The following is a 20,550-nucleotide window of genomic DNA, read 5'->3' on the forward strand; positions in this document are numbered from 1 at the left end:
AACTGGAGCTTGAGCGTGAGTTTAAACGGTAAAGCAGATAGCAGCGCAACAGATACCGAAATCGAAAACCCAAATGGGTTCTTTCCAGATATTAGTGTGCGCGTATTTATTGAAACCTATCGCTTACCAGATGAGTACGACGAAGCCCCAATGGTATTTGAGCTGAATAATGCCATTCGACATGTGAATGAAGAGTTATTGGACTTTGTGCTGATTTTGCAAAGCGTGAAAGACGCGGAGAGTTTAGCTGAAGTGAATGCCGAATTGGTGCCAGCGTACAAAGCGGCTGTTATGGGGTGGGCACGTTCAGCATTGATTAAATACTTTGAAACTGTTGGACGAAAAGCGGCAGCAGAAATACAAGGCGAGCGTAACGAGATCATTGTGACGGAATGGAAAGGAGATGCCCAACGCAACATAGATTGGATTGCTAAGCGTCTTCTACTGATTGCGGAAGCGCATGGTGCTGTGCCGAAACGCCGCAAGTATGCCGATGGTTTTAGGGCATCAATATTATGAAAAAAATGGCCGCGTTACGCGAGTTTTTAGAATCAACCCATTGTTTCCGTAAGGAGCAATTTGATGCATGGGTGGAAGAGTTAGAGCAAATCACGCGTGGTCGCTTTGATGGTAACAGCGTGTTGCTTTACACCATGGAATACAGAGCGGTGTTTTCGATTGAGCGTTTTGCCTACACAAAATATCCGATTGAGGTTTTGCATGCTCGCTTGATTACCTGGTTAGCGGATAACGATGACCGCAATGCCATGAAAGAGCCAGAACCAAAAGTGGTGTTCGATGTGTTGGATAACAGTACAGCAGACGTTGAGATTACGTTGATGTTTGAAGAAGACGTGTACATCTCACCCAGTTATCAGGGAAACATTGAATACAACGGCCAGAAATGGGCGCTAGTCCATTCTGCTCATGATGTGGCTGAGTCGTTTGATTTGATGGGCGTTAATGAATAGCAGCGGCCTACAAGCATTCTGGCGCGGCGAACATGCCATTAATGCAGAATTGCAGATGTTGAGATTACCAAGACACAGAAAAAAGCGAGCTCTTGATCAAATGGGACGTGAAGTAAAAAAGCAGTCCAGAAAGAACGTAAAAAATCAAAGTAGCACGCAAGGCAAAAGGTTTAAGCAAAGGCGTAAACCCAGAACACGCAAAGGGTTGATGTTAAGTGGCTTGGTAAAGGGCGCGAATATTCGTCAAAGAACGAAAGGCAACGCCATCACCGTTGGGTTTAAAAATGCGCAAATGGGCCGAGTAGCCAATGAGCACCAAGAAGGCATTACACGAACCTTTAATGCCAGAAAGATGAGCGAACAACAAAAAGCGGATTGGCGAACTGAGCCAGCAAGTATGGCGCAAGCAAATGCCATTATGCGGTTTGGGTACCGTTGGCGAGAGCGAGATAAGGATGGCAAACGAAAGAAAATTAGCCGTCGATACATCGTTGAGAATCTAACGAAGTGGCAAGCGCTCGGACTTTTAAACGAACTGAAGCATGGCAAGGGTGGAAGAAAAGGCGGAGTAAAAAGCTGGCAAACAGTATTGCCGTCCCGCGAGTTCTTTTCCAACGACACGCAATGGGTAAAACAAATGGCGCATGACGTCATGAAAGCAGAACTAAGCAGAGGCAAATAACATGGCATTAGGCAGCGTTAGCGTTAGCAGTCAGGACAATGGAAACGGCGATTTTACTAGCGCTGAGAACCAATTTTTATTCATCGGGTTGGCCGGGAAAAACGCGGGGACGGTTCAGTACATCGACCAAACAACAGACTTGGACGAAGTGTTAGGCGTGAATGCCAGCAAGCTCAAAACGACCATTCAAAAAGCAAGACAGAATGCCGGCACAAACTGGACGGCCATTGCTATGCCAGTGGGTACCGCTGGTGAATGGCAAACCTCGTTCGATTCCGCAATGGCTAATAACTTGGTGTGTGAAGCGGTTGTGGTGACAGACCCAGTGACGACACAAGAAGAGTTAGACGCCATGAATGTGGCAGTGGTGAACGCTGAAAATCAGTATGGCCGATATCTTCATTGGTTTGCTGTGACATCGGTTATGGATGCCTCAACAACATGGGCAGATTTCATTGCCAGCTTTGACGAATTGCAAGACGGCGTAGCAGCGCCTTCTTTGTCTTTGATACCAGAAGTGTTTTCAGGCTGGTTGGGTACTTACTGTGGCCGCTTGTGTCATGAAGATCAATCCATTGCGGATTCGCCAATGCGTGTGGTCAGCGGTGCCATTGTGGGTTTATCCACGTTACCAGTGGATAAAGACGGTATTACTTTCAATATGAGTCATGCAAAAGCACTGAACGATGCCCGCGGAACTGTGCCACAAGTGTATGCCGATTATGACGGTATCTATTGCAGCGATGGTATGACGCTGGCACCTGAAGCCAGTGATTTTGCAGTGATTGAAAATTGTCGTGTAGTGAATGTGTGTAAGCGAGAAGTACGCATTTTAGGTATTAAGAAGATTGCGGATCGAGGGTTGAACAATACACCCACGTCGGTTGCGGCTCATGAAGCCTATTTTATGCGTCCACTGATTAATCGAAGTAAATCCAGTTTTGTCGGGAAAAATACGGTACCAGGTGACGTAAAACCACCGCAAGACGGTGATGTCGCCATCACTTGGAAAAGCAGAACAAACGTAGAGGTGGGGCTGTTGATTCGACCATATAACAGCCCTAAAGCCATTGCTGCGACAGTGGCATTAGAACTAAGCAATGAGGTGTAGAAATGCCACATCATATTTCTGGAATGGATGTAAACGTGTCATTGGGTACGTCATTGATCAATGTGAAGCAGTTTACGCTCAACATTGAAGACGGTGTCAAAGCCGTGACGACCCGGGGCGTGCCGCATGGCCATGTAAACGGCACATTGTCGGCCAGCGGTGAAATCACGCTGGATACTGAAAACTTTAACCGTGTGATTGAAGAAGCTCGCAAGGTTGGGTCGGTCCAGCAACTAGGTACATTTGACATCATCGGGCTTGGTAAAACGGTTGATCAATCCTTAAAGACAGCAGCTTACGGTTGCAAGTTGAGCATTAGCAAGTTGTTAGATGCCAGCGGTGATGGCGGCGACAAACTGGAGCATACCATTCCGTACACGGTAACCGATTCGCGCTTTGTTGAAATCAACGGTGTGCCTTATGCGGATCAAAACTTCATCGAGACGTTGGGGCTGTAGATGAAGATTAAGTATCTGGTTGTCCACTGTTCTGATACGCCAAATGGCCGAGAGACAACGGCAGAAGACATTCACCGTTGGCACTTGGAATGCGGCTGGGATGGGATTGGTTATCACGCAGTCATCAAGCTAGATGGTGACATCGAAGCGGGTCGCCCAGTGTATTGGCAGGGCGCTCATGCTGATCCATACAACCATGAATCATTGGGTGTTTGCTTGGTGGGTAGAGACAAATTTAACGACGAGCAAATGCGCTCACTAGAAGGTTTGTTTTTGGCCTTACATGCTGAATACCCAGAGGCGCAGATCGTTGGTCATTGCGATTTAAACACACACAAAACCTGTCCTAATTTCGATGTGAAAGCGTGGTGGGCAGAGGTGAAAAAACGGAGTCTGGATTGATGAGTATTTTAGGCGGTTTGAAAAGCTTATTTACAGGTGAAAGCGGAATTGTGTCATCGATTGCAGGGTTGGTAAAAGACTACTTTCCGCCGGATTTATCGCCAGATAAAAAAGCGGAGTTGGAAGCAAAGCTTCGTGATTTTCAATTGCAAGCACAAAGGCAAGTTGATGACGCAACAAGTGAAGCCGAGAAAAATTTAACTCAACGAATTGCAGAGCTAGAAGGTACGGCGAGCGATTTAAAAGCCATTCCATTTTTCGGTCCGGTAATGATTTTCTTGCGTGGCTTGCAGCGTCCTGTATGGGGCTTTGCCACCTTATACATGGACTTTATGTGGTTTGCAGAGTGGACAACATTGTCGCAAAAGCAAGAAAGCGCGCTGATGGTAATTAACGTGTTAGTGCTTGGCTTTTTGTTTGGTGAGCGTGCGATTAAAAATGTGATGCCGCTGATGACTAAGTTTTTTGAAGTCAAAAAAGGGTAGGTGTTTATGGAGCTGTCACAAGCAGAACTGACCATCGTTATGTTTATTTTGTCGGCTGTTGTCGGTGGCTTGGGCGGCTTCTTGGCATTTTTATTCAATCGAATTTCAGCAAATGAACGCGGCCTGATGCAGCACAAGATAGATGCAGCGGAAAAGTACGCTCATAAAAATGAGATTAATGATCTGGCCGGAAGGCTTGAACGGAAAATTGAAGACCTTTTTAAGCAGGTCTATGACGCTAAAAAATAGGGGGAAGGTATGTCTGAAGCACAAGTGATCGCGGTAACGATTGGAACAGAGAACTTTGAATTCACGGTGACCAACCGAGAGTACAACAAGTTTGTAGATTCGATGGCGGGCGGCAAGGTGACAATGGGAGCTTATAACTTATTGTCCAACACGGTTAAGCAAGAGCAGCACGCGACTCTAAAAAGCATGCTGGTCGATGGCAACAACAATCCAAAGTCTACTTTGGTCATGGAAGCCGTGGGAGTCATTACCGAAGACTTTACCAGCGATTTACCAAAAGTGGTAAAGATGCGAGCGAGTTCTGCAAATTCATCGAAAGAAACGGATTTGAGCAACTCGTAACACTCAGAATGCGCCATCTACCACATGCTGATGACTCGTTTGAAAACTTAGGTCGAGCATTGTGGTTAGAAGGGCGTGAATTGGAAAGAAACACGGCAGCCATAACAAATGGCATTAATAAGGCTTTTTCAGGGTAGGTGAAAAATGGCGCGAGGGTTAGACAGGTTGATGCTGACAATCGGTTTATTGGATCGCATTACTGCGCCCATGAAAGGCATTCAGCGCACCATTAAAAATGTAACGGATAACTCCCGCAAAGCCTTTATGAATACTGCAGCGGGGGTAACTGCGTTAATTGCAGCATCAACCTCTTTTGCTTCCACGGTCAACCCGGCAAATGACATGAACAACGCGCTGAATGAAGTGCGCTCGTTGGAAGTGGCAGATCAAACACTGGCTCGGCTTAATCAAGCGGGGCTCAAATATTCGATTGAGTTTGGTGACCAAGCAGCCGGTTATGTGCGTTCTGCATACGATATTCAATCGGCCATTGATGGTTTAGTGGATAACGATTTGCCGCGGTTCACTACGGCTGCCGGTACGTTGGCAAAAGCCACAAAGGCAAATGTAACCGACATTACCAGTTACTTCGGTTCTATGTATGGCATTTTTAAGCGCCAAGCCAATGAAATGGGCAAGGGCACTTGGGTAGAAATGTTGGCGGGACAAACTGCGAAAGCGGTGCAGATGTTTAAAACAACGGGGCCAGAAATGTCGGCCGCGTTCGAATCCATTGGAGCGGATGCCGCCACTATGGGGGTAAAACTTCATGAGCAAATGGCGGTATTAGGGACGTTGCAAGCCACCATGAGTGGTTCAGAGTCCGGTACAAAATACGGCGCTTTCTTGGAAGGGCTGGCCAATGCTCAGGGTAAGTTGGGTTTGAGTTTTACTGACGAAAGCGGTCAGCTACTTCCGATTGTTGAAATCCTTGAAATGATTAACACCAAAACCAAAGGGCTCAATGCATTAGAAGTGCAAGATGTACTTAGTAGCGCGTTTGGGTCCGATCAGGCGGTGTCATTCATTAAGTTAATGTCGAATGACATTGGCAAGCTTAGCAGCGATATAGACAAGCTAGGCAACATAACCAGCATGCAAAAAGCCATTGATATGGCTAAGGCCATGCGTGATCCGTTTGCACAGGTGGCAGCGGGTATTCGAGGTGTATCTATCGCGGTTTGGCAAAAAGCATTACCGGCTATTAATCCATTTATTGATTCCATTACAAGCGCCACTTTGGTGATTGTGGAATGGACAGACAAATACCCACATCTAACTAAAGTCATTGGTTTGGCGGCGACAGCATTCATTGGCTTTGTGGCCATCGCTGGCTTGATGAGTATTGCAATTGGTTTGGCCCGATATGCCATGGTAGGGCTGACGATGCGCTTTATCATCGTTAAGCCCATTGTTTGGGGGGCGCAATTAGTGATGAAGGTATGGACTGCCTCACTGTGGTTAGCAAGAACAGCCTTATTAGCATATGTGCTTTATGGTCCTGCGTTGGCCGGTGTTTTTATGGCTATGAAGACGGGAATACTAACAAGCTTGCCAGCTATTTGGGCGTTTACGGCGGCTTTATTGGCGAATCCATTAACTTGGGTCGTGGTGGGTGTTGTCGCATTGATTGCCGCGCTAGTTGCTTTGGTTGTTTATTGGGATGACGTGACTGCAACGGTTAAGCGTTTCTTTTCTGGTATGTCGGCATTGGCCAATACTACGATATTTGAGCCCATTCAACAGTGGTGGGGAGATTTTCAAGTCTGGCTTGGTTCCGTGTCGTTCATGCCTGAATGGGACTTACGGATTGATTTGTTCGAATCCATTAAGCAGTGGTGGGTCAATTTCAAAAACTGGTTAAACACCCTTGATCCGTTCGCATTTCTTGGTGACAAGGTGGATTGGCTGAAACAAAAGCTAAGTTGGATACCGGGTATTGATGTTGAAAACAGTACCTCACAAGAAGTGGTGTCGAAAGCCGTTAGTCACTCTGAAACAGTAAACAGCATGGTGTCTCTGCCAGGGACAGGTTCTAGCCAAAGCAGTGGGGAATCTGGCGGGTTGTTTCAATCCATTAGCAATATGTTTGGTGGTTCTAAGAAGTCGGTTCAAGTAGACAAGATAGAAGTAAACAACCATGGCCAAGGTGTGCGTGGTGACGAGCTTATGTATCAATTGGAAATGGAAGCGGGCTAATGGCGAGCATTGATTTATTAATCAAAGATGATGATTTGGATTTGTCCGCTATTGGCGAGCCGCTTTTGGTGTCGGGTGGGGATTGTGTCGCACAAGACTTGCGCCACATGATCCGTGAAAAAGCCTATGCATTCAAACTGATTGGTGAACGCAACCCAACTACCATTTCCGCGCTATGCACAGACATTGAAATCCAAATGGAAAATGATGAGCGCGTTTACCCAGGTACAGCCAGTGTTGCATTAAATGGTGATTCGTTAATGTGTGAAGCGCAAACCGTCTTCGGTGAGCGCATTACGGTGACGGTATGACAACTGACTTTGAGCAGGTATTGGTTGATAACGGAGTACCCACAACGGAACAGGCCATAACGGCAGAGTTTCGAACGGTTCTTTCTGAGTCGGGATCGACCATTGCTAACAACTCTGATTATTCACCATTTTGGCGGCTTATTTCTGCGATAGCCACAAAGCCTGTGCAGTCGCTTGTGCAATTACTGATTAGAAATGTCATGCCGCAGTTTTTCTTAAAAACAGTGGGTGAATCCTTTATTGAGCTATGGGGAGATAGTTATAACTGCCCACGTAAGCAAGCCCAGTTTTTGAAAGGCCGCGTCGTATTTACGCGAAGTAATACGGCGGGAGCTTTCAATGTTCCGGCTGGTACCGTGATTTATACCGATTTAATCAATAACACCATTTACAGGGTGATGACCGATGTAGATGCCGTATTTGAAGACGGTGAAGCGGGTTTGATTGTGTCCGTTACATCGGAAACGGCAGCAACGGCATATAACCTAGAGCCAGGTTATTTTTCAAATTGTGATTTGGACGGAATCAGTGTTAACAACCCTGATAATTGGATTGATAAAGTCGGGGCGGATTTGGAAGACATTGAAGATTATCGGCCCCGTATTCGTAACGCATTCAATACGCTAAGTCATTACCACACGGACGGCGTTTATAAGTATTTGATTTCATCTTGGGTAGGAGTTAGTGAGCAAAATATCTGGTTTCAGCACGACGCACCACGAGGACCAGGTACCGCCAATGCTTACATATTGTTTGAGTTAAATGCGCCAGCGCAAAGCTACCTTGAAACCATTAACCGTCAGATTTCTACGGAAGGCTACCACGGCCATGGTGATGATTTAATCGCGTATGCCATGCCTGAAACTGAGCATGATTTAACGGCCACAGTGTATTTTTCGGACACGTTATTAGATGAAGAAAAAGAAGCCAAAAAAACGGTGATTTACAACGCGATTTACGCGGCTTTTCGTGGGAATGCTGCCTATCAGATGACGAAAACAGAGCCCTTTTCTCGCTTCTCATTTACCAATTTGGGTGGGGAGCTTTTTGATTTAGTAGAGGGCTTAGAAGATGTGGAATTTAGTCTTACCAGTATTGTGTCTGAGCTGGCCATTCCTCGTTTAAGTTCGCTAAGTGTGGTCGAGGGCTGAGCATGGAAAAGTATTCGTTACCGGTTTGGATGCGACAAGGCGAAAAAGCAAAAGCACTGAAAGCGGCGTTTGATGCATGGTGGGGCAAAGTTGAAAAGTGGCTACAGGTACCGCTCGATCAAATGGATGCGGAAACGTGCCATTCAGCATTACTGAAGTATTTGGCTTTCCAAAAAGACGTAAAGCGTTTTTCGAATGAGCCTGAAGAGCTATTTAGAAAGCGAGTGAAATTTGCGGAACAAAACGCTATGGACGCAGGCTCAAAAGCGGGTTTTATCGCCATTTTTGAGCGTTTGGGAATCGGTTTTTTAGAGATGAAAGAAAGAGAAGATGCCGAAAGTTGGGATGTTATTTCTCTTCGTCTAAGTGATTCACAGATAGCAAGTAATATCGATTTGCTGAGCTACATCATTCAACAGTATGGGCGTACATGCCGCCGATATGAGTTGACAGTGCTAACACCGGTTGAGCTTGGCGTCAGTGTTATTGAGGTGGGGTATTCATGGCACCTTGATGTGGCTAAGCAAGTTGTTGAGCCGTGGGGAGCACAAGTGATTTTGAAGGATATTGATATTGGTCACTCATGGAACCTTGATGTGGCTAGTATCTGATTAAAAAGAGAGAGTTGTTATGGCATTTATTACGATTGATGGACAGAACCACATTGCCAAGAAACAGGGCGATAAAGAACAGCTAAACATTACTAGCTTTGTACTTGCGAACGTTCCGAATCTTGGTTCCGAACCTGCCACGCGAATAGAGACAATACCAAATAGCTATGTGGTTGATCAGTTACCAGTGACAAAGTCGGGTTATGTAAATCCGAATCAGGTGGTTTATTCACTCGTAATGGGATCAAACATTGGGAGCTATGAGTTTAACTGGGTGGGGTTAGTTGATGATGATGGCGTTTTAATAGCGGTCACTTATATCCCTTTAACCACAAAAACGAAAAATGATGGTGCAAAAGCAGGTAACACATTTACACGTAACTTTTTGATTTACTACACGGGGATTCAGCATACCACCTTAGTGAATGTGCCTGCCGAAACTTGGCAAATAGATTTTAGTACCAGATTAAGCGGCATCGACGAACGCGAACGCCTCTCCAATCTGGACATATATGGCCATGAAGGCTTTTTGGGCGACGGCTGGAAAGTAACCGGATCGGCAGGAACATATAACGTGGTTTCTGGTGTCGGCTACGTGGGCGGTATTCGCATCAAAAACGCAGAAGCACAAGAAATCACAACTACGACTTTCCCGAATGAAATTTGGTTAAACGTGAGTCTGCAGGGTGACATTTCAGACATGACCGCTGTGACTGAGTTTGTGATTGATACAGGACCGTTCGATGACTATGTCGATGCAAATAACTATGGTCATCACTTAGTAAAACTGGCAACACTAGATTCTAATGGTCGAGTGACTGACAACCGTATTATCTATGAAAATGTTGCTCAGCATGAAGCGAAAGACGACCCTCACCATCAATATAAAGTGTATGCAGAAGAGCAAGCCAACAAAGCGCTTTTGGATGCTGCAGAAGACGCGAAAGCGAAAATGGAGCTATATGGATACGGAACATCTGGTTCCAGTTTGCCAAAGATTGAAGATTTTGACACGTTGTTAGTCGGTGATTTGGCGAATGGTCAAATATTAAGATTCGATCAGGGTTCTCTTAATGCGCCGGCTTCTGGTATTGGTGTGGTTAGTGTGAAAATGTATACATCGACTGGGGGGAGCATTGAGTTAGATTATCATCAACTTAATCGTCGGTTTATAAGGTTTGTTACTTCTAATGTGTGGTCTAACTTTGTAGAGGTGATGACGACAAAGGGTAAAGCGGAGCATGATGATGTTTCGAGTGGTTCGAATTCTAATTTGTATGTTACTCCAAAATCATTGTTTGATGCTGGGGTTAAATCTGAGCTAGGCGTAGAGCAAGATCTTAAATCAGTTAGCTATAGTTTAAATACTATATATCAAAATCTAGGTAAAAAAATGAAAGGTTTTTGGATATATTTTGAAACTATTAGTACAGCAGTAAATGATGCTGTTGAGATCACAGAAGATCCAGACGATTCAGAAAGTTGGCATGCAGTGGCTAGGCGTAGTCAGAACTCAGAACTAAATACACTAATTGTTATTCCTGTTGGTTATTTCTTTCGAATAAAGACGGCATATAAATCAATTTCGGAGATTTCGTAATGGAGTATAGATTTTTTAAAAGTGCGAATGGAGATATATATTCATATGAAAAAGGTGTTCTGACAGTAGGGGAAAGAGAGGATGCTATAGCTTCATTAGAATTGACTATTGCGCAAAGTGATGAGTCAAAAAAGTTGAAATTGGCTAAAGCAGCATTAAATGAATCTAGTGATGCTGATTATTTGGAAAAGTTAGAGCGAGTAGCGGCAGCGGAGTTGTTGCTGAATTCTAAGCCTGAATTAGTAGAGTTAGAGCAAGTAATGTCTTCTAAATGTGTTAAGTCAGGTTTGGTTGAGCTATCTGAAATGGAGTTAATCTCTCATCTGAATTCGTCAAAAACGGTCGATGATCAAATATCACTAGCAAACACGGAATGTACACGACGCATTAATGAACATTGGAACCAAGTCGGTCAAATTAATGCTTCACTTGGTATCTATGGTGAAGAAGACACAGCCGCATGCGCTGCATGGATTTCAGCAAATCGTGAAGCATTAATCGCATTGTTAGACCGTGATGATCTTACTGAAATCGATGTATCAGACGATCAATACTGGCCGAGTTTTGAAGGCTAGAGTGAATGATCATCCTTTCCTTAAATGGTACCCAAATTAAAGGTTATGGAATTAAGGTAGATTGTGAGTTCAGTCTGCCTGAATCCGATTTATCTGGAAAAAGCTCTTCTACAGCGACAGCCGAAGAAGGCGAGAAAGCATGCCGTTTGCGAGTATCGCTTAATATCAAGTATTCCGATGCCGACGACCTAAAAACTATTAAGTTACTCAGCATGGATAAAGACAACGACACAGGCACCAGAAAAATCTACAACATAGATAATCAGACCGCTAAAGCGTTTGCTATCAGACAAGTTAAGTTCTCAGACAAATTAACAGCAAGAGAGCTTGATGATGCTCAAGCCTGGTTAGTGTCCTTTGTGCTGATTGAGCATCAATCCATTTCCGAAAAAGTGGAATCGCTAAAAATCAAAGAGAATGAGCCAAAAGCGGTACCTGCAGATGAAAAGGTAATTTCAGAAGAAGCCAGTGCCACAACATCACAACCCACTTGGATAGAAAATGTTTTTGCATACCTAGACGAACAGTTAGCCGGCGAGGACTCGGCAACAGATGAAGTATGAGTACACTCTCAAAATCAATGGTGAAGCTTCAGGACTAATAGCTCATGATATCGTATTAGATTCTGGCATACCTGGTCGTGCTACCTTCACAATAAACGCAACCGATTCACCAAGTGGCATCGTACTATTTTCATTTAAAGTGAATAACGACCAGCAGCACAATCATTTCTATGGCTATATTGAACGAGCAACCAAAATCAGCAATGGTGTTTGGTCGATCTTTTGTCGTGAAAAAGCCAACGCCCTTGAACAGAGGGTACCACTATCACTTCGCAATAAAACACTAAAAGAAATACTGGATGAAGTGAAAAAGATCACGGGGGTTGGTTTCACAATTCCACAAGCAGACTACACAACCAAAGCCATTCCTTATTGCTTCAATACAGGGAATGGTTTTCACCTTCTGCAATCATTGGGCAACATGCTTGAGATTAAAGATTATCTTTGGCAACAGAGAAGGGATGGACTCATTTTTGTTGGCTCATGGTCCGATGGCCATTGGCCAAAGCAGCCAATTAACATTGCCAATAGCTTGTTTGACAAACAAAGCCCAAACCAAAGTGCTGAGATAATGGCAATACCAGGCCTAAGGCCAAACTTCATATTGAACGGGACCAGATTAAAAAGCATTCGCATGATAGACGCAAAAATGGTGGCTTCATGGAAAAAGTGATCGAACGTGTTTTAATGCGTAAATACCCAGAACTGAAAAGTGGTTGGCACTTGCCAATGTGGGCAAAAGTGACAGACATACAAAAGCCACTTACCGGACAAACTGCAACGGAAGAAGAGCCAATATACACAGTATCGGTTCAACTACTGAAAGAGAGCGGGGAAGAAGACAAAGACGTTCCAGTAATGGAAGACGTTCTGTTACCAGTTCCAGCCGGCGGTGAACAACGTGGCTTCTGGTCAAAGCCAAGTAAGGGAACCATTGTTGAATTGGCCTTTGCTTATGGATCACCAGCACACCCATTCATTCGTTCCATATTGCCACATGGTTTAAAGCTGCCAAACATAGCCGAGACGGATCAACGCTGGCAACAATCCGAAACCGGATACATGCAAGTGAATAAGGACAACGAGTGGGAAACCAAAGGAAAGAATAGCCTGACCGAGATTGAACAAGACCTAAAGTTCAAGGCAGGGCAACTAGCCGAAGTCATTGCCACCAAACACCATGCGGGTGACGACACAACAAACATTTATAGTTTGCTCCACGACCTCATGAACACCGTGGCAGACCTCGCCAAAATTGCAGGAACACACAACCACTCATACACGTGGAGCGATCCAGGTGGCGCGGCAACCACATCACCGCCTATGAACACATCCAGCTACACACAAAAAAGCGCGGAAGCCACAGAACAAGCGGCCAAGCTGCAACCACTACTCAAATAAAAACCACATCAACAAACACAAAAGGGCGCATATAGCGCCCTTTTTAATGCCTGAAATCCTTCATGGCGCCACATATCCCAGCCCCAAAAAGCACTCCTCCCCACGCCTGCGCGCTTTACGCTTTTTTGGATTTCTGCAATTCTAAAAGTGCAATAACATGCCGTCATAGCCTATACACACTGTGTCTCTATAAAAAATGAAATTGCAGTAAACTGAAATGAAATGCAATTTATGAGGCATTTAAAAAAGCTTTTCAAATCACTGTAGGCCTTTAAATTTGAGAGGTTAGCAATTATTTCTTAATAAGACTCTAAACCAAAACCTTTTTCTTAGTGGCTAGGTAAGTACTGATTGTATAAGGTGTGTAATAATCATGCGTCATTCCAAATGAGTTGTGATTAAGGAGTAGTACTATGTTAGATGAAATGTCAACGGAAGAGAAAAGAGCAGAACTCAAAATAGAAATATTTGATGAAGCAATAGAATCTATGGAGAAGTATGGGCGTTATTGGAATGGTTACATATCTAGGACGCTTCGTTTCACATTAGTTGACATGCTTGAAGAAGCTGGTTTTGAGAATGTACAAGTGCAAGAAATAGCGCCAGATTGGGAGCATGTATTCTATTTACCTGAGCATCATTCCTTGGTTGATAGCATAGCTCAGAAGAGAGGCAATGGTATAAAAATAGTATAGAATTAAAACGATAGCACCGAATTGACACCTATTTTGTTTTATATTATTGAAATTTATAAGAAAGTTTATTCCGGTCCCGGGCACCATTTATGGTGCCTTTTTTTATGCCCATTAGATACCTACCTTCGAATCCAATTTCTCAAAGAATCTCAGTAATAAAGTCCTAAAACTCCTAGTTTTCATTAGTTGATAGCTAATGCGGTACTCTGTATTTATCTTCCCAACCCTCAACGCATTGCCTTATATCGTCTGAATTTAAATAAAAGCTCATCATGCTTGTAATGTTAAGCCGTTCAGTGCTTTTACATCCCTTGCGCAGAAGGATGAAGGTGAGTGTCTTAGTCGTCTAGGATATGTGAAATTGACAAAATTACTAAATATTAGTAGTTTTAAGGCTAAAGAGAGGGCTTTATTATGGCAACGACCAGTATTGATTTGGGTGAGCATTTCACCAATTTTCTATCCGATTTAAAGGAAACAGGGCGTTATCGCAATGCTAGTGAAGCAGTGCGGGCAGGCCTTCGTCTCTTGGAGGAGCAAGAAGCCGAATATCGCACTAAGCTTGAGACCTTGCGCCAAGCTCTGCAAGCTGGAGAAGATAGCGGCGAGAGTACACTTACACACGCACAGATTATTGCCAAAGCCAAAGCTGAGCTAAATGGCTGATAAATACACCTATTCAAAGCTTGCTGAACAAGACCTGATTGATATTTATCTTTACACCGCCCAAACATGGGGGCGGAAACAGGCTGATGTTTATAGTGCAGGGATTGAACAATCCATAAACAGGTTAGCGGATTCGCCTAACATTGGCCGAGCTTGCAATGAAATAAAAACAAGCTATCGCCGTTTTGAACATAAGTATCACACTATCTTTTACCGCCAGAGACAAACCGGTATTCTGATTGTGCGCATCTTGCATGAATCAATGGATATTCGTCATCACATATCAGGTTGAAATTAACCCTTTCTTAAGCCTTACTCCGTAAAATACAATTATGAATTTAACCGAGGCGGTGGGACGTAGGGGCAAAAGATGAGCAGCCAACCACATAATAATACGATGGATAACAGAGGGTTTAACTCTGTTAAAGCCTCTGTCAGCAAAGCGGTAGATTTGCGCTGCGTTCCTGTTATGGGGAGCGTTTAATGGATCAACATTTTGAACAGGCTGAACTCACCCGCAAAGAAAAACAGCAACAACAAGAAAAAGAAGACTATAACAATGAAATGGTTGGTAATGATACAGGCCGTATCAAACGTTTTAGCGCCAATAAAGAGAACCAAACAGAGCAAGATCAAAAAAAGAAACGTGAAAAAAGTCTACAAGATCTCTTGTTAAACGCTGAATACCTAAAAGTTGATAAAGGTATAATTGACTGCATAACGGCAAGGGGTTTAGTTTTAATCCCACACACACTTTTCAAGGCAAGCCCTTTGCTAACGCATTGATAACAAGAGGATACGGCGGGAATGTCAACTTTCAAACAAAAGTTGATAAAGACAAATTCCTAACATTTTCGCCAGAAACTGCCATGCTATGATGCAAAAACGGCGCAATACCAATCACCCACCGAAAGGGGCTGCTATTAAAGTTAGTCCCATACGCTCATTAGATGCTATCCAACAGATTAAAAATTCACTCTATGACCAGCCTCGTAACTTGGCTTTATTTACCTTAGGCATTAACACCGCCTATCGCGCTAATGAAATTCTTTCTCTCACAGTTGGGCAGGTTAATCACTTAACAGCGGGTGATATTCTTGATCTCAAACAATCGAAAAACAGTGAATATAGATTAGCGGTGATCAACCACGTAACCGAAACTGCATTGCAAAACTGGCTAGCCTGTCACCCCAGAAAAGACGATCCGAAAGCACCTGTATTCCTATCGCAACGTCGCCGCAACAAAGCCCTTAGCGTTGCCGCTGTGAACAGACTGGTCAAGCTATGGTGCAAAGATATAGGCTTACCAGAGAATTACGGCTCTCACACGCTACGCAAAACATGGGGCTACCACCAACGTATACAAAACCAAGCTTCTGTCGCCATCCTCATGCGAGCCTTCGGTCACGCCACTGAAGCCCAGACACTAGACTACCTTTGCATACTTCCAGATGAAATTAGGTCGCTATATTTAACCCTAGAGTTGTAATAGCGAAAAAAAAGTGCAATAAGTTATGTGGTTGATTAGTAAATACACTAAACTGAAAAAATTGCCTAAGACCCAAAGCAGACATTAAACAAGACCTGATAAGAAAATATACTTAAAGGACATATCATATAAAACAGCAGGTAAAAAGGATGGCTAATGTGGCTGAATTTGATTTTTACAAGCAAGCGCAGAGCTATTATAAGCTAGCCCCTTTAATCGTTCTAGGTAGCGGTGCTTCAATGGCGTATGGGCTGCCCGGAATGGCAGAGCTTGCTGTCTATATTAAAGATAATGTTGATCCAGCGTTAATACCAAGTGCTGACACCGGATCATGGAGCGAATTTTGTGGGCTGCTTGATACGGGAACTGACCTAGAAGCAGCCCTTCATCAGGTAAACTTATCCGAAGAAGCTACTGAATTAATTATTCAGGCAGTTTGGGATCTTATCAATTCCAGAGACGAAGAAATATACCGGCAGTCCATTGGTAAGAACTCTATGTTTCCACTTGGAACTATGCTGTCCCATATGTTTAAAACCAGCCTTTCTGGGCTGGATGTAGTGACTACAAATTATGACTGCTTAGCAGAATATGCATGTGACCAAGAAGATTTGTACCATTATTCTGGCTTTTCACATGGATATACTAGAAGGTTAGCTGAGCCAAATCACATATCATGCCCTAGGAAGGTCAATATTTGGAAAGTTCATGGTTCATTAGATTGGTTCTACTCGCCACAGGATGAAACCATGTCAATAACAAAATCCTCTCTTAGGCCAGACGATTTTAGACCTCAAATCGTAACCCCAGGTGTTCAAAAGTATCGCAAAACACATTTAGAACCGTACCGCTCAATAATAGGAAATGCAGATACAGCCATTTCAAAAGCATCTTCTTATCTTTGTATTGGCTTTGGCTTCAACGATGAGCATATTCAGCCCAAGCTTTTAAAGAAATGTCAAAAGGACGGAGCTTGCATAATTGTTATAACTTACGCTTTGACAGCTCAGGCAAAAGCACTTTTATTGGAAGGTGGTATATCTAATTATTTGGCAATCGAGCGGGCAGGAAATGATAATCAATCAAGAATATACTCCTCTTTAATTCAAGACCCGATCATAGTTGACGAAGATCGCTGGAGTTTAGAAGGATTTCTAAGGCTAATAATGTAAGGATAAAAGAATGCCTATTTTTAATTTTCAAGATGCCGATGCGTTAGGAAAAGTCTCCACAGTAGACACAACAACTGTAATTGTAGATGTGTTTAATCTTGAGCAGCTCAAAAGGCTTCAGGTCAACAGGCTTGTAGTTTTACAGAGTAGTAAACCTGGCCAGCATTTGATCGGTCTGATAAATAAGGTAACAAGAAAAAAACTGGACTCCAATCTAATTGACGAAGATATAGAAGATCAGGCTACCGAGCAAAACCTTTGTCGTATATCCCTTATTGGAACGCTACTTGATCGCGACGGAGAAAGACAAAATGTATTTCGTCGCACATTGGAAAGTGTCCCGGAAATCGATGCAAATTGCTTTTCTCTTGAAGAAGACTCTCTTACTGCCTTTATGAGAATTTTATCAAGCACTGCAGAGGAGGGTAAATCACTAACGCTTGGTCGATACACTTTGGATGAAGGTGCTGTAGCATACTTAAATGGAAATCGCTTTTTTCAAAGACATGCATTCATTGGTGGAAGTACTGGTTCAGGTAAGTCATGGACAACGGCGAAAGTTATAGAGCAAATGGCGGAGCTGGATTCCCCAAACGCCATTATTTTTGATCTACATGGCGAATATGAACCGCTGCAAGCGGAAAGTATAAAACATTTTAAGATAGCAGGCCCAGGAGATATAGAAGCTGGAAACACACTCGATAATGGTGTCATCCACCTTCCATATTGGCTGCTCTCATATGAGGCTCTCGTCTCAATGTTTGTAGATAGAAGTGATCAAAATGCTCCGAACCAAACCATGATTATTTCGAGAGAGGTTAATGCTGCTAAGAGAAAGTATTTGGAAAATGGTGGTCACGGAGAGCTACTCAATAACTTTACTGTTGATAGTCCGGTTCCGTTTGACCTGTCAGCACTTCTAGAGGAACTAAACACCATAAACACCCAAATGGTGCCAGGTTCTGGAGGCAAGGAGAAGCAGGGGGAATTTTTCGGTAAATTGGCTCGAATGATTGCTCGTCTGGAAAATAAAACTTCAGATAGACGCTTGGGCTTTCTCTTTCAAGGTGGAAGAAACACTCTAGAATTTAATTGGCTTGATACATTAATTTCGAAACTTATGGGGAGCGCAGGAGAAAATAATAATAAAGGTATCAAGATAATCAATTTTTCCGAAGTTCCTTCGGACATACTTCCGCTGATTGTGTCTCTCGTTGCAAGGCTTGCCTTTTCTGTTCAGCAATGGACACCACCACAGCTCAGACATCCAATAGCATTATTGTGCGATGAGGCCCATCTATATATCCCGCAAAGATCGATGGCGGACGCTGCGGATGATATTTCTATAGATATATTTGAAAGAATAGCCAAGGAAGGTCGTAAATACGGAACAAGCCTTGTTGTTATTAGCCAGAGACCCTCAGAGGTAAACAAAACAGTTTTAAGCCAGTGCAGTAACTTTGTTTCTATGCGTTTAACAAATGTTGATGATCAGAATGTAATTAAAAAACTGTTGCCGGATAGCTTGGGCGGGTTTAGTGAAATTTTACCTACCCTTGATACTGGAGAGGCGCTTGTTGTTGGTGATGCGAGCTTACTTCCTAGTCGGATACGTATCGATAAGCCTATTCATGAACCAAACAGTGGAACCGTCGATTTTTGGGATGAGTGGCAAGATGTTGTTCCTGACGACAGGCTAACTCAATCCGTTGATAATTGGCGCAAACAATCAATTCAATAAGCGACGCTAACTATCAGGGAGAAGCAGTTGGCTGCCAATGATAAAAAAACTCAGTCTTTAAGTATCTTTCTCATTAAGGAAGAGTACAAATCAGTGGAAGAAATAGTTTTGGCTTCAGGCTGTAGCAGCCCCATAGTTATACCTATTACAGAGTTAGGTGATGCCCAGCTCTACATCAAAAGAAATCCCACAAGGTTTCCTAAAACAAACTGTGGTACGTCGTTAGCAGATTTATCAAATGTCCGCTCCTGGCCGAAAGACGACACTCCAATCTGCTCAGGTTTGATATGGTGCAACCCTGAGCAGTTCATTGTAGCCTAATTCACCATTCCATTTTTCGTTTAGTCTTGGCCTTCACTTTATGGGCATCATTACTCAAAGAAGTGTCCTTAAGCATCTCTTCCCAGTGGGCTAGGATTTGGAATAATTGGTGTTCTTCTATTTCCGTAACTTCCACCATAAAGCCGTCTTTTTATGTGCGCCTTCGCTACGTCACCGCCCCCCAAACCTTAGACGACTATCTTAAGGCTCTTTGTCTGGATAAGGAGGCATGAGCCCTGATACAGGCGATTTTTCCAAGCATTCATTCCATTTATCCAACTCTTTAAACAACGCCTCATATTGATGAATATGGCCTTCTTGAAGCGTTTTCCATTCCTCAGTCAGGTTGTCATTTTGGTTTGATTTGTTTCCATAACTGGGCACCAACGATACAAGCTATTGATTTTAAATAACTTTATGAAAAATCAAATTACTGCACTTCCCTTCAATTCACTCCCATATCACTGATTTATAAAGATTTATAGTGGTTCGATTCCCGTTCAATCTATTGATGCAACAACAGGGATAAAATCAATAAAACCCTAGACTATTATTATCATTGGACTTCAATAATTATACGTCTGATTTTAATTACTCCAATATGCCTTTAATCAAAAAAATTATAAGTTTTATGGAACGTAATAAGCTCAGTGCTCGCCAAAGATTGGTATTGCTCCGAATGAGGATACTCTCATGGTGGAAGCCGAAAGATAATGCAGGCATTGCGTTCGCTAAAGCCATGTTAATATAAAATTAATTTTTAATCGCTAGAGTATGCTCATCAGCATGAGTGCATTATATTAAGAGTAATATACGCATACATTCGGGAGAAAAAATGGCTCAACTAAAGAAATATGATGACAATAGTGTTGAATTTATTGTTACACCAGAAGAATTAAATGATTTAAAAACTATCTTGGCATACACAGGAGAAAATTTCGACAAGACTGATCTCACGTATGATGGATGCGATAGTATAGAAATTAAATCTCTCTCTGAAAAATTCAGAAAAATCAATGAAGTCCATTTTGTACTCTCCAGAGAAGATGCACTCACATTGAATAGATCAGTCTATGCCTGCACAGAAATGGATACCAGTGGCCTCACAACCGATAGAATGAAAAAAATATTTAACGACTTTTATCAATTTGATTTTAGAAAAGAATTTTATGGCATTCAAATTAGCGAAGGCTTTGAAAAAGATCGAGAAGCCTTCTTAGCTGAGCTGACAGGAGAGTGATATAGTAAGCTCATCTGAAATTATTGCCTCTGTCGCCTCTGGCCACGCTCTAAAAAAACATGGGCAAGCTGAGATGGGTTTAAATACCCCCCGACAGATGGCAGCACGTATCCAA

General features: G+C 43.1%; 28 protein-coding genes. All 28 read left to right on the forward strand.

Annotation, left to right across the window (positions count from 1 at the left end; all coding sequences use genetic code 11):
* Positions 1-15: 15 nt before the first annotated feature.
* A complete protein-coding gene (locus DFP76_RS09380; protein WP_181799819.1) occupies positions 16-519 on the forward strand; it encodes a head completion/stabilization protein in 504 nt (167 codons plus the stop codon).
* Positions 516-971, forward strand: a complete 456-nt coding sequence (locus DFP76_RS09385) for a phage tail protein (RefSeq protein WP_113874382.1) — start codon at positions 516-518, stop codon at positions 969-971. The genes DFP76_RS09380 and DFP76_RS09385 overlap by 4 nt, the downstream gene beginning before the upstream one ends.
* Entirely contained in the window at positions 964-1,653 is a 690-nt protein-coding gene (locus DFP76_RS09390; RefSeq protein ID WP_113874383.1) for a hypothetical protein, read from the forward strand. Before DFP76_RS09385 ends, DFP76_RS09390 begins: the two co-directional genes overlap by 8 nt.
* 1 nt (position 1,654) lies before the next feature.
* Complete coding sequence (locus DFP76_RS09395) at positions 1,655-2,764, forward strand: DUF2586 domain-containing protein (protein WP_113874384.1); 1,110 nt, start codon at positions 1,655-1,657, stop codon at positions 2,762-2,764.
* Positions 2,765-2,766: 2 nt separating this feature from the next.
* Positions 2,767-3,222, forward strand: coding sequence for a phage protein (locus tag DFP76_RS09400; protein WP_113874385.1), 456 nt, complete (start codon positions 2,767-2,769; stop codon positions 3,220-3,222).
* On the forward strand, positions 3,223-3,624 hold the full coding sequence (locus DFP76_RS09405; RefSeq protein ID WP_113874386.1) for an N-acetylmuramoyl-L-alanine amidase: 402 nt from the start codon (positions 3,223-3,225) through the stop codon (positions 3,622-3,624).
* Positions 3,624-4,109 carry a hypothetical protein gene (locus DFP76_RS18110; protein ID WP_181799820.1) on the forward strand — a complete coding sequence of 162 codons (486 nt, stop codon included), beginning with the start codon at positions 3,624-3,626 and terminating at the stop codon, positions 4,107-4,109. The genes DFP76_RS09405 and DFP76_RS18110 overlap by 1 nt, the downstream gene beginning before the upstream one ends.
* A 6-nt stretch (positions 4,110-4,115) precedes the next feature.
* The gene (locus DFP76_RS09415) at positions 4,116-4,358 is read left to right on the forward strand and encodes a hypothetical protein (protein ID WP_113874387.1); all 243 of its coding nucleotides are present in this window, start codon (positions 4,116-4,118) and stop codon (positions 4,356-4,358) included.
* 9 nt (positions 4,359-4,367) lie between these two features.
* The gene (locus DFP76_RS09420; protein ID WP_113874388.1) at positions 4,368-4,700 is read left to right on the forward strand and encodes a putative phage tail assembly chaperone; all 333 of its coding nucleotides are present in this window, start codon (positions 4,368-4,370) and stop codon (positions 4,698-4,700) included.
* Between the two features lie 8 nt (positions 4,701-4,708).
* The gene (locus DFP76_RS18390) at positions 4,709-4,837 is read left to right on the forward strand and encodes a DUF6890 family protein (protein WP_394178493.1); all 129 of its coding nucleotides are present in this window, start codon (positions 4,709-4,711) and stop codon (positions 4,835-4,837) included.
* Positions 4,838-4,844: 7 nt separating this feature from the next.
* Positions 4,845-6,899, forward strand: a complete 2,055-nt coding sequence (locus DFP76_RS09425; RefSeq protein ID WP_113874389.1) for a phage tail tape measure protein — start codon at positions 4,845-4,847, stop codon at positions 6,897-6,899.
* The gene (locus DFP76_RS09430; protein ID WP_113874390.1) at positions 6,899-7,210 is read left to right on the forward strand and encodes a DUF2590 family protein; all 312 of its coding nucleotides are present in this window, start codon (positions 6,899-6,901) and stop codon (positions 7,208-7,210) included. Before DFP76_RS09425 ends, DFP76_RS09430 begins: the two co-directional genes overlap by 1 nt.
* Complete coding sequence (locus tag DFP76_RS09435) at positions 7,207-8,361, forward strand: baseplate J/gp47 family protein (protein WP_113874391.1); 1,155 nt, start codon at positions 7,207-7,209, stop codon at positions 8,359-8,361. The genes DFP76_RS09430 and DFP76_RS09435 overlap by 4 nt, the downstream gene beginning before the upstream one ends.
* A 2-nt stretch (positions 8,362-8,363) precedes the next feature.
* Entirely contained in the window at positions 8,364-8,972 is a 609-nt protein-coding gene (locus DFP76_RS09440) for a phage tail protein (RefSeq protein WP_113874392.1), read from the forward strand.
* A 19-nt stretch (positions 8,973-8,991) separates the two neighbouring features.
* The gene (locus DFP76_RS09445) at positions 8,992-10,572 is read left to right on the forward strand and encodes a phage tail-collar fiber domain-containing protein (protein ID WP_113874393.1); all 1,581 of its coding nucleotides are present in this window, start codon (positions 8,992-8,994) and stop codon (positions 10,570-10,572) included.
* Between the two features lie 134 nt (positions 10,573-10,706).
* Positions 10,707-11,147, forward strand: coding sequence for a hypothetical protein (locus DFP76_RS09450; protein WP_181799821.1), 441 nt, complete (start codon positions 10,707-10,709; stop codon positions 11,145-11,147).
* A gap of 5 nt (positions 11,148-11,152) precedes the next feature.
* A complete protein-coding gene (locus DFP76_RS09455; protein ID WP_113874395.1) occupies positions 11,153-11,710 on the forward strand; it encodes a baseplate complex protein in 558 nt (185 codons plus the stop codon).
* Entirely contained in the window at positions 11,700-12,383 is a 684-nt protein-coding gene (locus tag DFP76_RS09460) for a hypothetical protein (protein WP_113874396.1), read from the forward strand. The genes DFP76_RS09455 and DFP76_RS09460 overlap by 11 nt, the downstream gene beginning before the upstream one ends.
* Positions 12,371-13,111 carry a hypothetical protein gene (locus DFP76_RS09465; protein ID WP_113874397.1) on the forward strand — a complete coding sequence of 247 codons (741 nt, stop codon included), beginning with the start codon at positions 12,371-12,373 and terminating at the stop codon, positions 13,109-13,111. Before DFP76_RS09460 ends, DFP76_RS09465 begins: the two co-directional genes overlap by 13 nt.
* A gap of 413 nt (positions 13,112-13,524) precedes the next feature.
* Positions 13,525-13,806, forward strand: coding sequence for a hypothetical protein (locus tag DFP76_RS09470; RefSeq protein WP_113874398.1), 282 nt, complete (start codon positions 13,525-13,527; stop codon positions 13,804-13,806).
* Between the two features lie 414 nt (positions 13,807-14,220).
* Positions 14,221-14,472 (forward strand): type II toxin-antitoxin system ParD family antitoxin, encoded by a 252-nt coding sequence (locus DFP76_RS09475; protein ID WP_245931909.1) that lies wholly within the window; start codon positions 14,221-14,223, stop codon positions 14,470-14,472.
* Positions 14,465-14,764 (forward strand): type II toxin-antitoxin system RelE/ParE family toxin, encoded by a 300-nt coding sequence (locus tag DFP76_RS09480; protein WP_113874400.1) that lies wholly within the window; start codon positions 14,465-14,467, stop codon positions 14,762-14,764. The genes DFP76_RS09475 and DFP76_RS09480 overlap by 8 nt, the downstream gene beginning before the upstream one ends.
* A gap of 191 nt (positions 14,765-14,955) precedes the next feature.
* On the forward strand, positions 14,956-15,258 hold the full coding sequence (locus tag DFP76_RS09485) for a hypothetical protein (protein ID WP_113874401.1): 303 nt from the start codon (positions 14,956-14,958) through the stop codon (positions 15,256-15,258).
* An 88-nt stretch (positions 15,259-15,346) separates the two neighbouring features.
* Entirely contained in the window at positions 15,347-15,961 is a 615-nt protein-coding gene (locus DFP76_RS09490; RefSeq protein ID WP_181799822.1) for a tyrosine-type recombinase/integrase, read from the forward strand.
* Between the two features lie 158 nt (positions 15,962-16,119).
* Positions 16,120-17,133: an SIR2 family protein gene (locus tag DFP76_RS09495; RefSeq protein WP_113874504.1), complete on the forward strand. Its 1,014-nt coding sequence runs from the start codon at positions 16,120-16,122 to the stop codon at positions 17,131-17,133.
* Between the two features lie 10 nt (positions 17,134-17,143).
* Positions 17,144-18,874 (forward strand): ATP-binding protein, encoded by a 1,731-nt coding sequence (locus DFP76_RS09500; RefSeq protein ID WP_113874402.1) that lies wholly within the window; start codon positions 17,144-17,146, stop codon positions 18,872-18,874.
* Between the two features lie 27 nt (positions 18,875-18,901).
* Positions 18,902-19,195 carry a hypothetical protein gene (locus DFP76_RS09505; protein ID WP_113874403.1) on the forward strand — a complete coding sequence of 98 codons (294 nt, stop codon included), beginning with the start codon at positions 18,902-18,904 and terminating at the stop codon, positions 19,193-19,195.
* Between the two features lie 835 nt (positions 19,196-20,030).
* Positions 20,031-20,435, forward strand: coding sequence for a hypothetical protein (locus DFP76_RS09515; RefSeq protein ID WP_113874405.1), 405 nt, complete (start codon positions 20,031-20,033; stop codon positions 20,433-20,435).
* The last annotated feature ends 115 nt before the right edge of the window (positions 20,436-20,550 follow it).

The organism is Marinomonas aquiplantarum, from assembly GCF_003314975.1.
Lineage (GTDB): Bacteria > Pseudomonadota > Gammaproteobacteria > Pseudomonadales > Marinomonadaceae > Marinomonas > Marinomonas aquiplantarum.

Coding starts and splice junctions, on each gene's coding strand:
- DFP76_RS09490 (WP_181799822.1), top strand. CDS start 15,347: ATGATGCAAAAACGGCGCAATACCAATCACCCACCGAAAGGGGCTGCT.
- DFP76_RS09455 (WP_113874395.1), top strand. CDS start 11,153: ATGATCATCCTTTCCTTAAATGGTACCCAAATTAAAGGTTATGGAATT.
- DFP76_RS09445 (WP_113874393.1), top strand. CDS start 8,992: ATGGCATTTATTACGATTGATGGACAGAACCACATTGCCAAGAAACAG.
- DFP76_RS09420 (WP_113874388.1), top strand. CDS start 4,368: ATGTCTGAAGCACAAGTGATCGCGGTAACGATTGGAACAGAGAACTTT.
- DFP76_RS09475 (WP_245931909.1), top strand. CDS start 14,221: ATGGCAACGACCAGTATTGATTTGGGTGAGCATTTCACCAATTTTCTA.
- DFP76_RS09415 (WP_113874387.1), top strand. CDS start 4,116: ATGGAGCTGTCACAAGCAGAACTGACCATCGTTATGTTTATTTTGTCG.
- DFP76_RS09385 (WP_113874382.1), top strand. CDS start 516: ATGAAAAAAATGGCCGCGTTACGCGAGTTTTTAGAATCAACCCATTGT.
- DFP76_RS09390 (WP_113874383.1), top strand. CDS start 964: ATGAATAGCAGCGGCCTACAAGCATTCTGGCGCGGCGAACATGCCATT.
- DFP76_RS09430 (WP_113874390.1), top strand. CDS start 6,899: ATGGCGAGCATTGATTTATTAATCAAAGATGATGATTTGGATTTGTCC.
- DFP76_RS09485 (WP_113874401.1), top strand. CDS start 14,956: ATGGATCAACATTTTGAACAGGCTGAACTCACCCGCAAAGAAAAACAG.
- DFP76_RS09515 (WP_113874405.1), top strand. CDS start 20,031: ATGGCTCAACTAAAGAAATATGATGACAATAGTGTTGAATTTATTGTT.
- DFP76_RS09470 (WP_113874398.1), top strand. CDS start 13,525: ATGTTAGATGAAATGTCAACGGAAGAGAAAAGAGCAGAACTCAAAATA.
- DFP76_RS09480 (WP_113874400.1), top strand. CDS start 14,465: ATGGCTGATAAATACACCTATTCAAAGCTTGCTGAACAAGACCTGATT.
- DFP76_RS09425 (WP_113874389.1), top strand. CDS start 4,845: ATGGCGCGAGGGTTAGACAGGTTGATGCTGACAATCGGTTTATTGGAT.
- DFP76_RS18390 (WP_394178493.1), top strand. CDS start 4,709: ATGCGCCATCTACCACATGCTGATGACTCGTTTGAAAACTTAGGTCGA.
- DFP76_RS09465 (WP_113874397.1), top strand. CDS start 12,371: ATGGAAAAAGTGATCGAACGTGTTTTAATGCGTAAATACCCAGAACTG.
- DFP76_RS09440 (WP_113874392.1), top strand. CDS start 8,364: ATGGAAAAGTATTCGTTACCGGTTTGGATGCGACAAGGCGAAAAAGCA.
- DFP76_RS09405 (WP_113874386.1), top strand. CDS start 3,223: ATGAAGATTAAGTATCTGGTTGTCCACTGTTCTGATACGCCAAATGGC.
- DFP76_RS09395 (WP_113874384.1), top strand. CDS start 1,655: ATGGCATTAGGCAGCGTTAGCGTTAGCAGTCAGGACAATGGAAACGGC.
- DFP76_RS09435 (WP_113874391.1), top strand. CDS start 7,207: ATGACAACTGACTTTGAGCAGGTATTGGTTGATAACGGAGTACCCACA.
- DFP76_RS18110 (WP_181799820.1), top strand. CDS start 3,624: ATGAGTATTTTAGGCGGTTTGAAAAGCTTATTTACAGGTGAAAGCGGA.
- DFP76_RS09500 (WP_113874402.1), top strand. CDS start 17,144: ATGCCTATTTTTAATTTTCAAGATGCCGATGCGTTAGGAAAAGTCTCC.
- DFP76_RS09460 (WP_113874396.1), top strand. CDS start 11,700: ATGAAGTATGAGTACACTCTCAAAATCAATGGTGAAGCTTCAGGACTA.
- DFP76_RS09400 (WP_113874385.1), top strand. CDS start 2,767: ATGCCACATCATATTTCTGGAATGGATGTAAACGTGTCATTGGGTACG.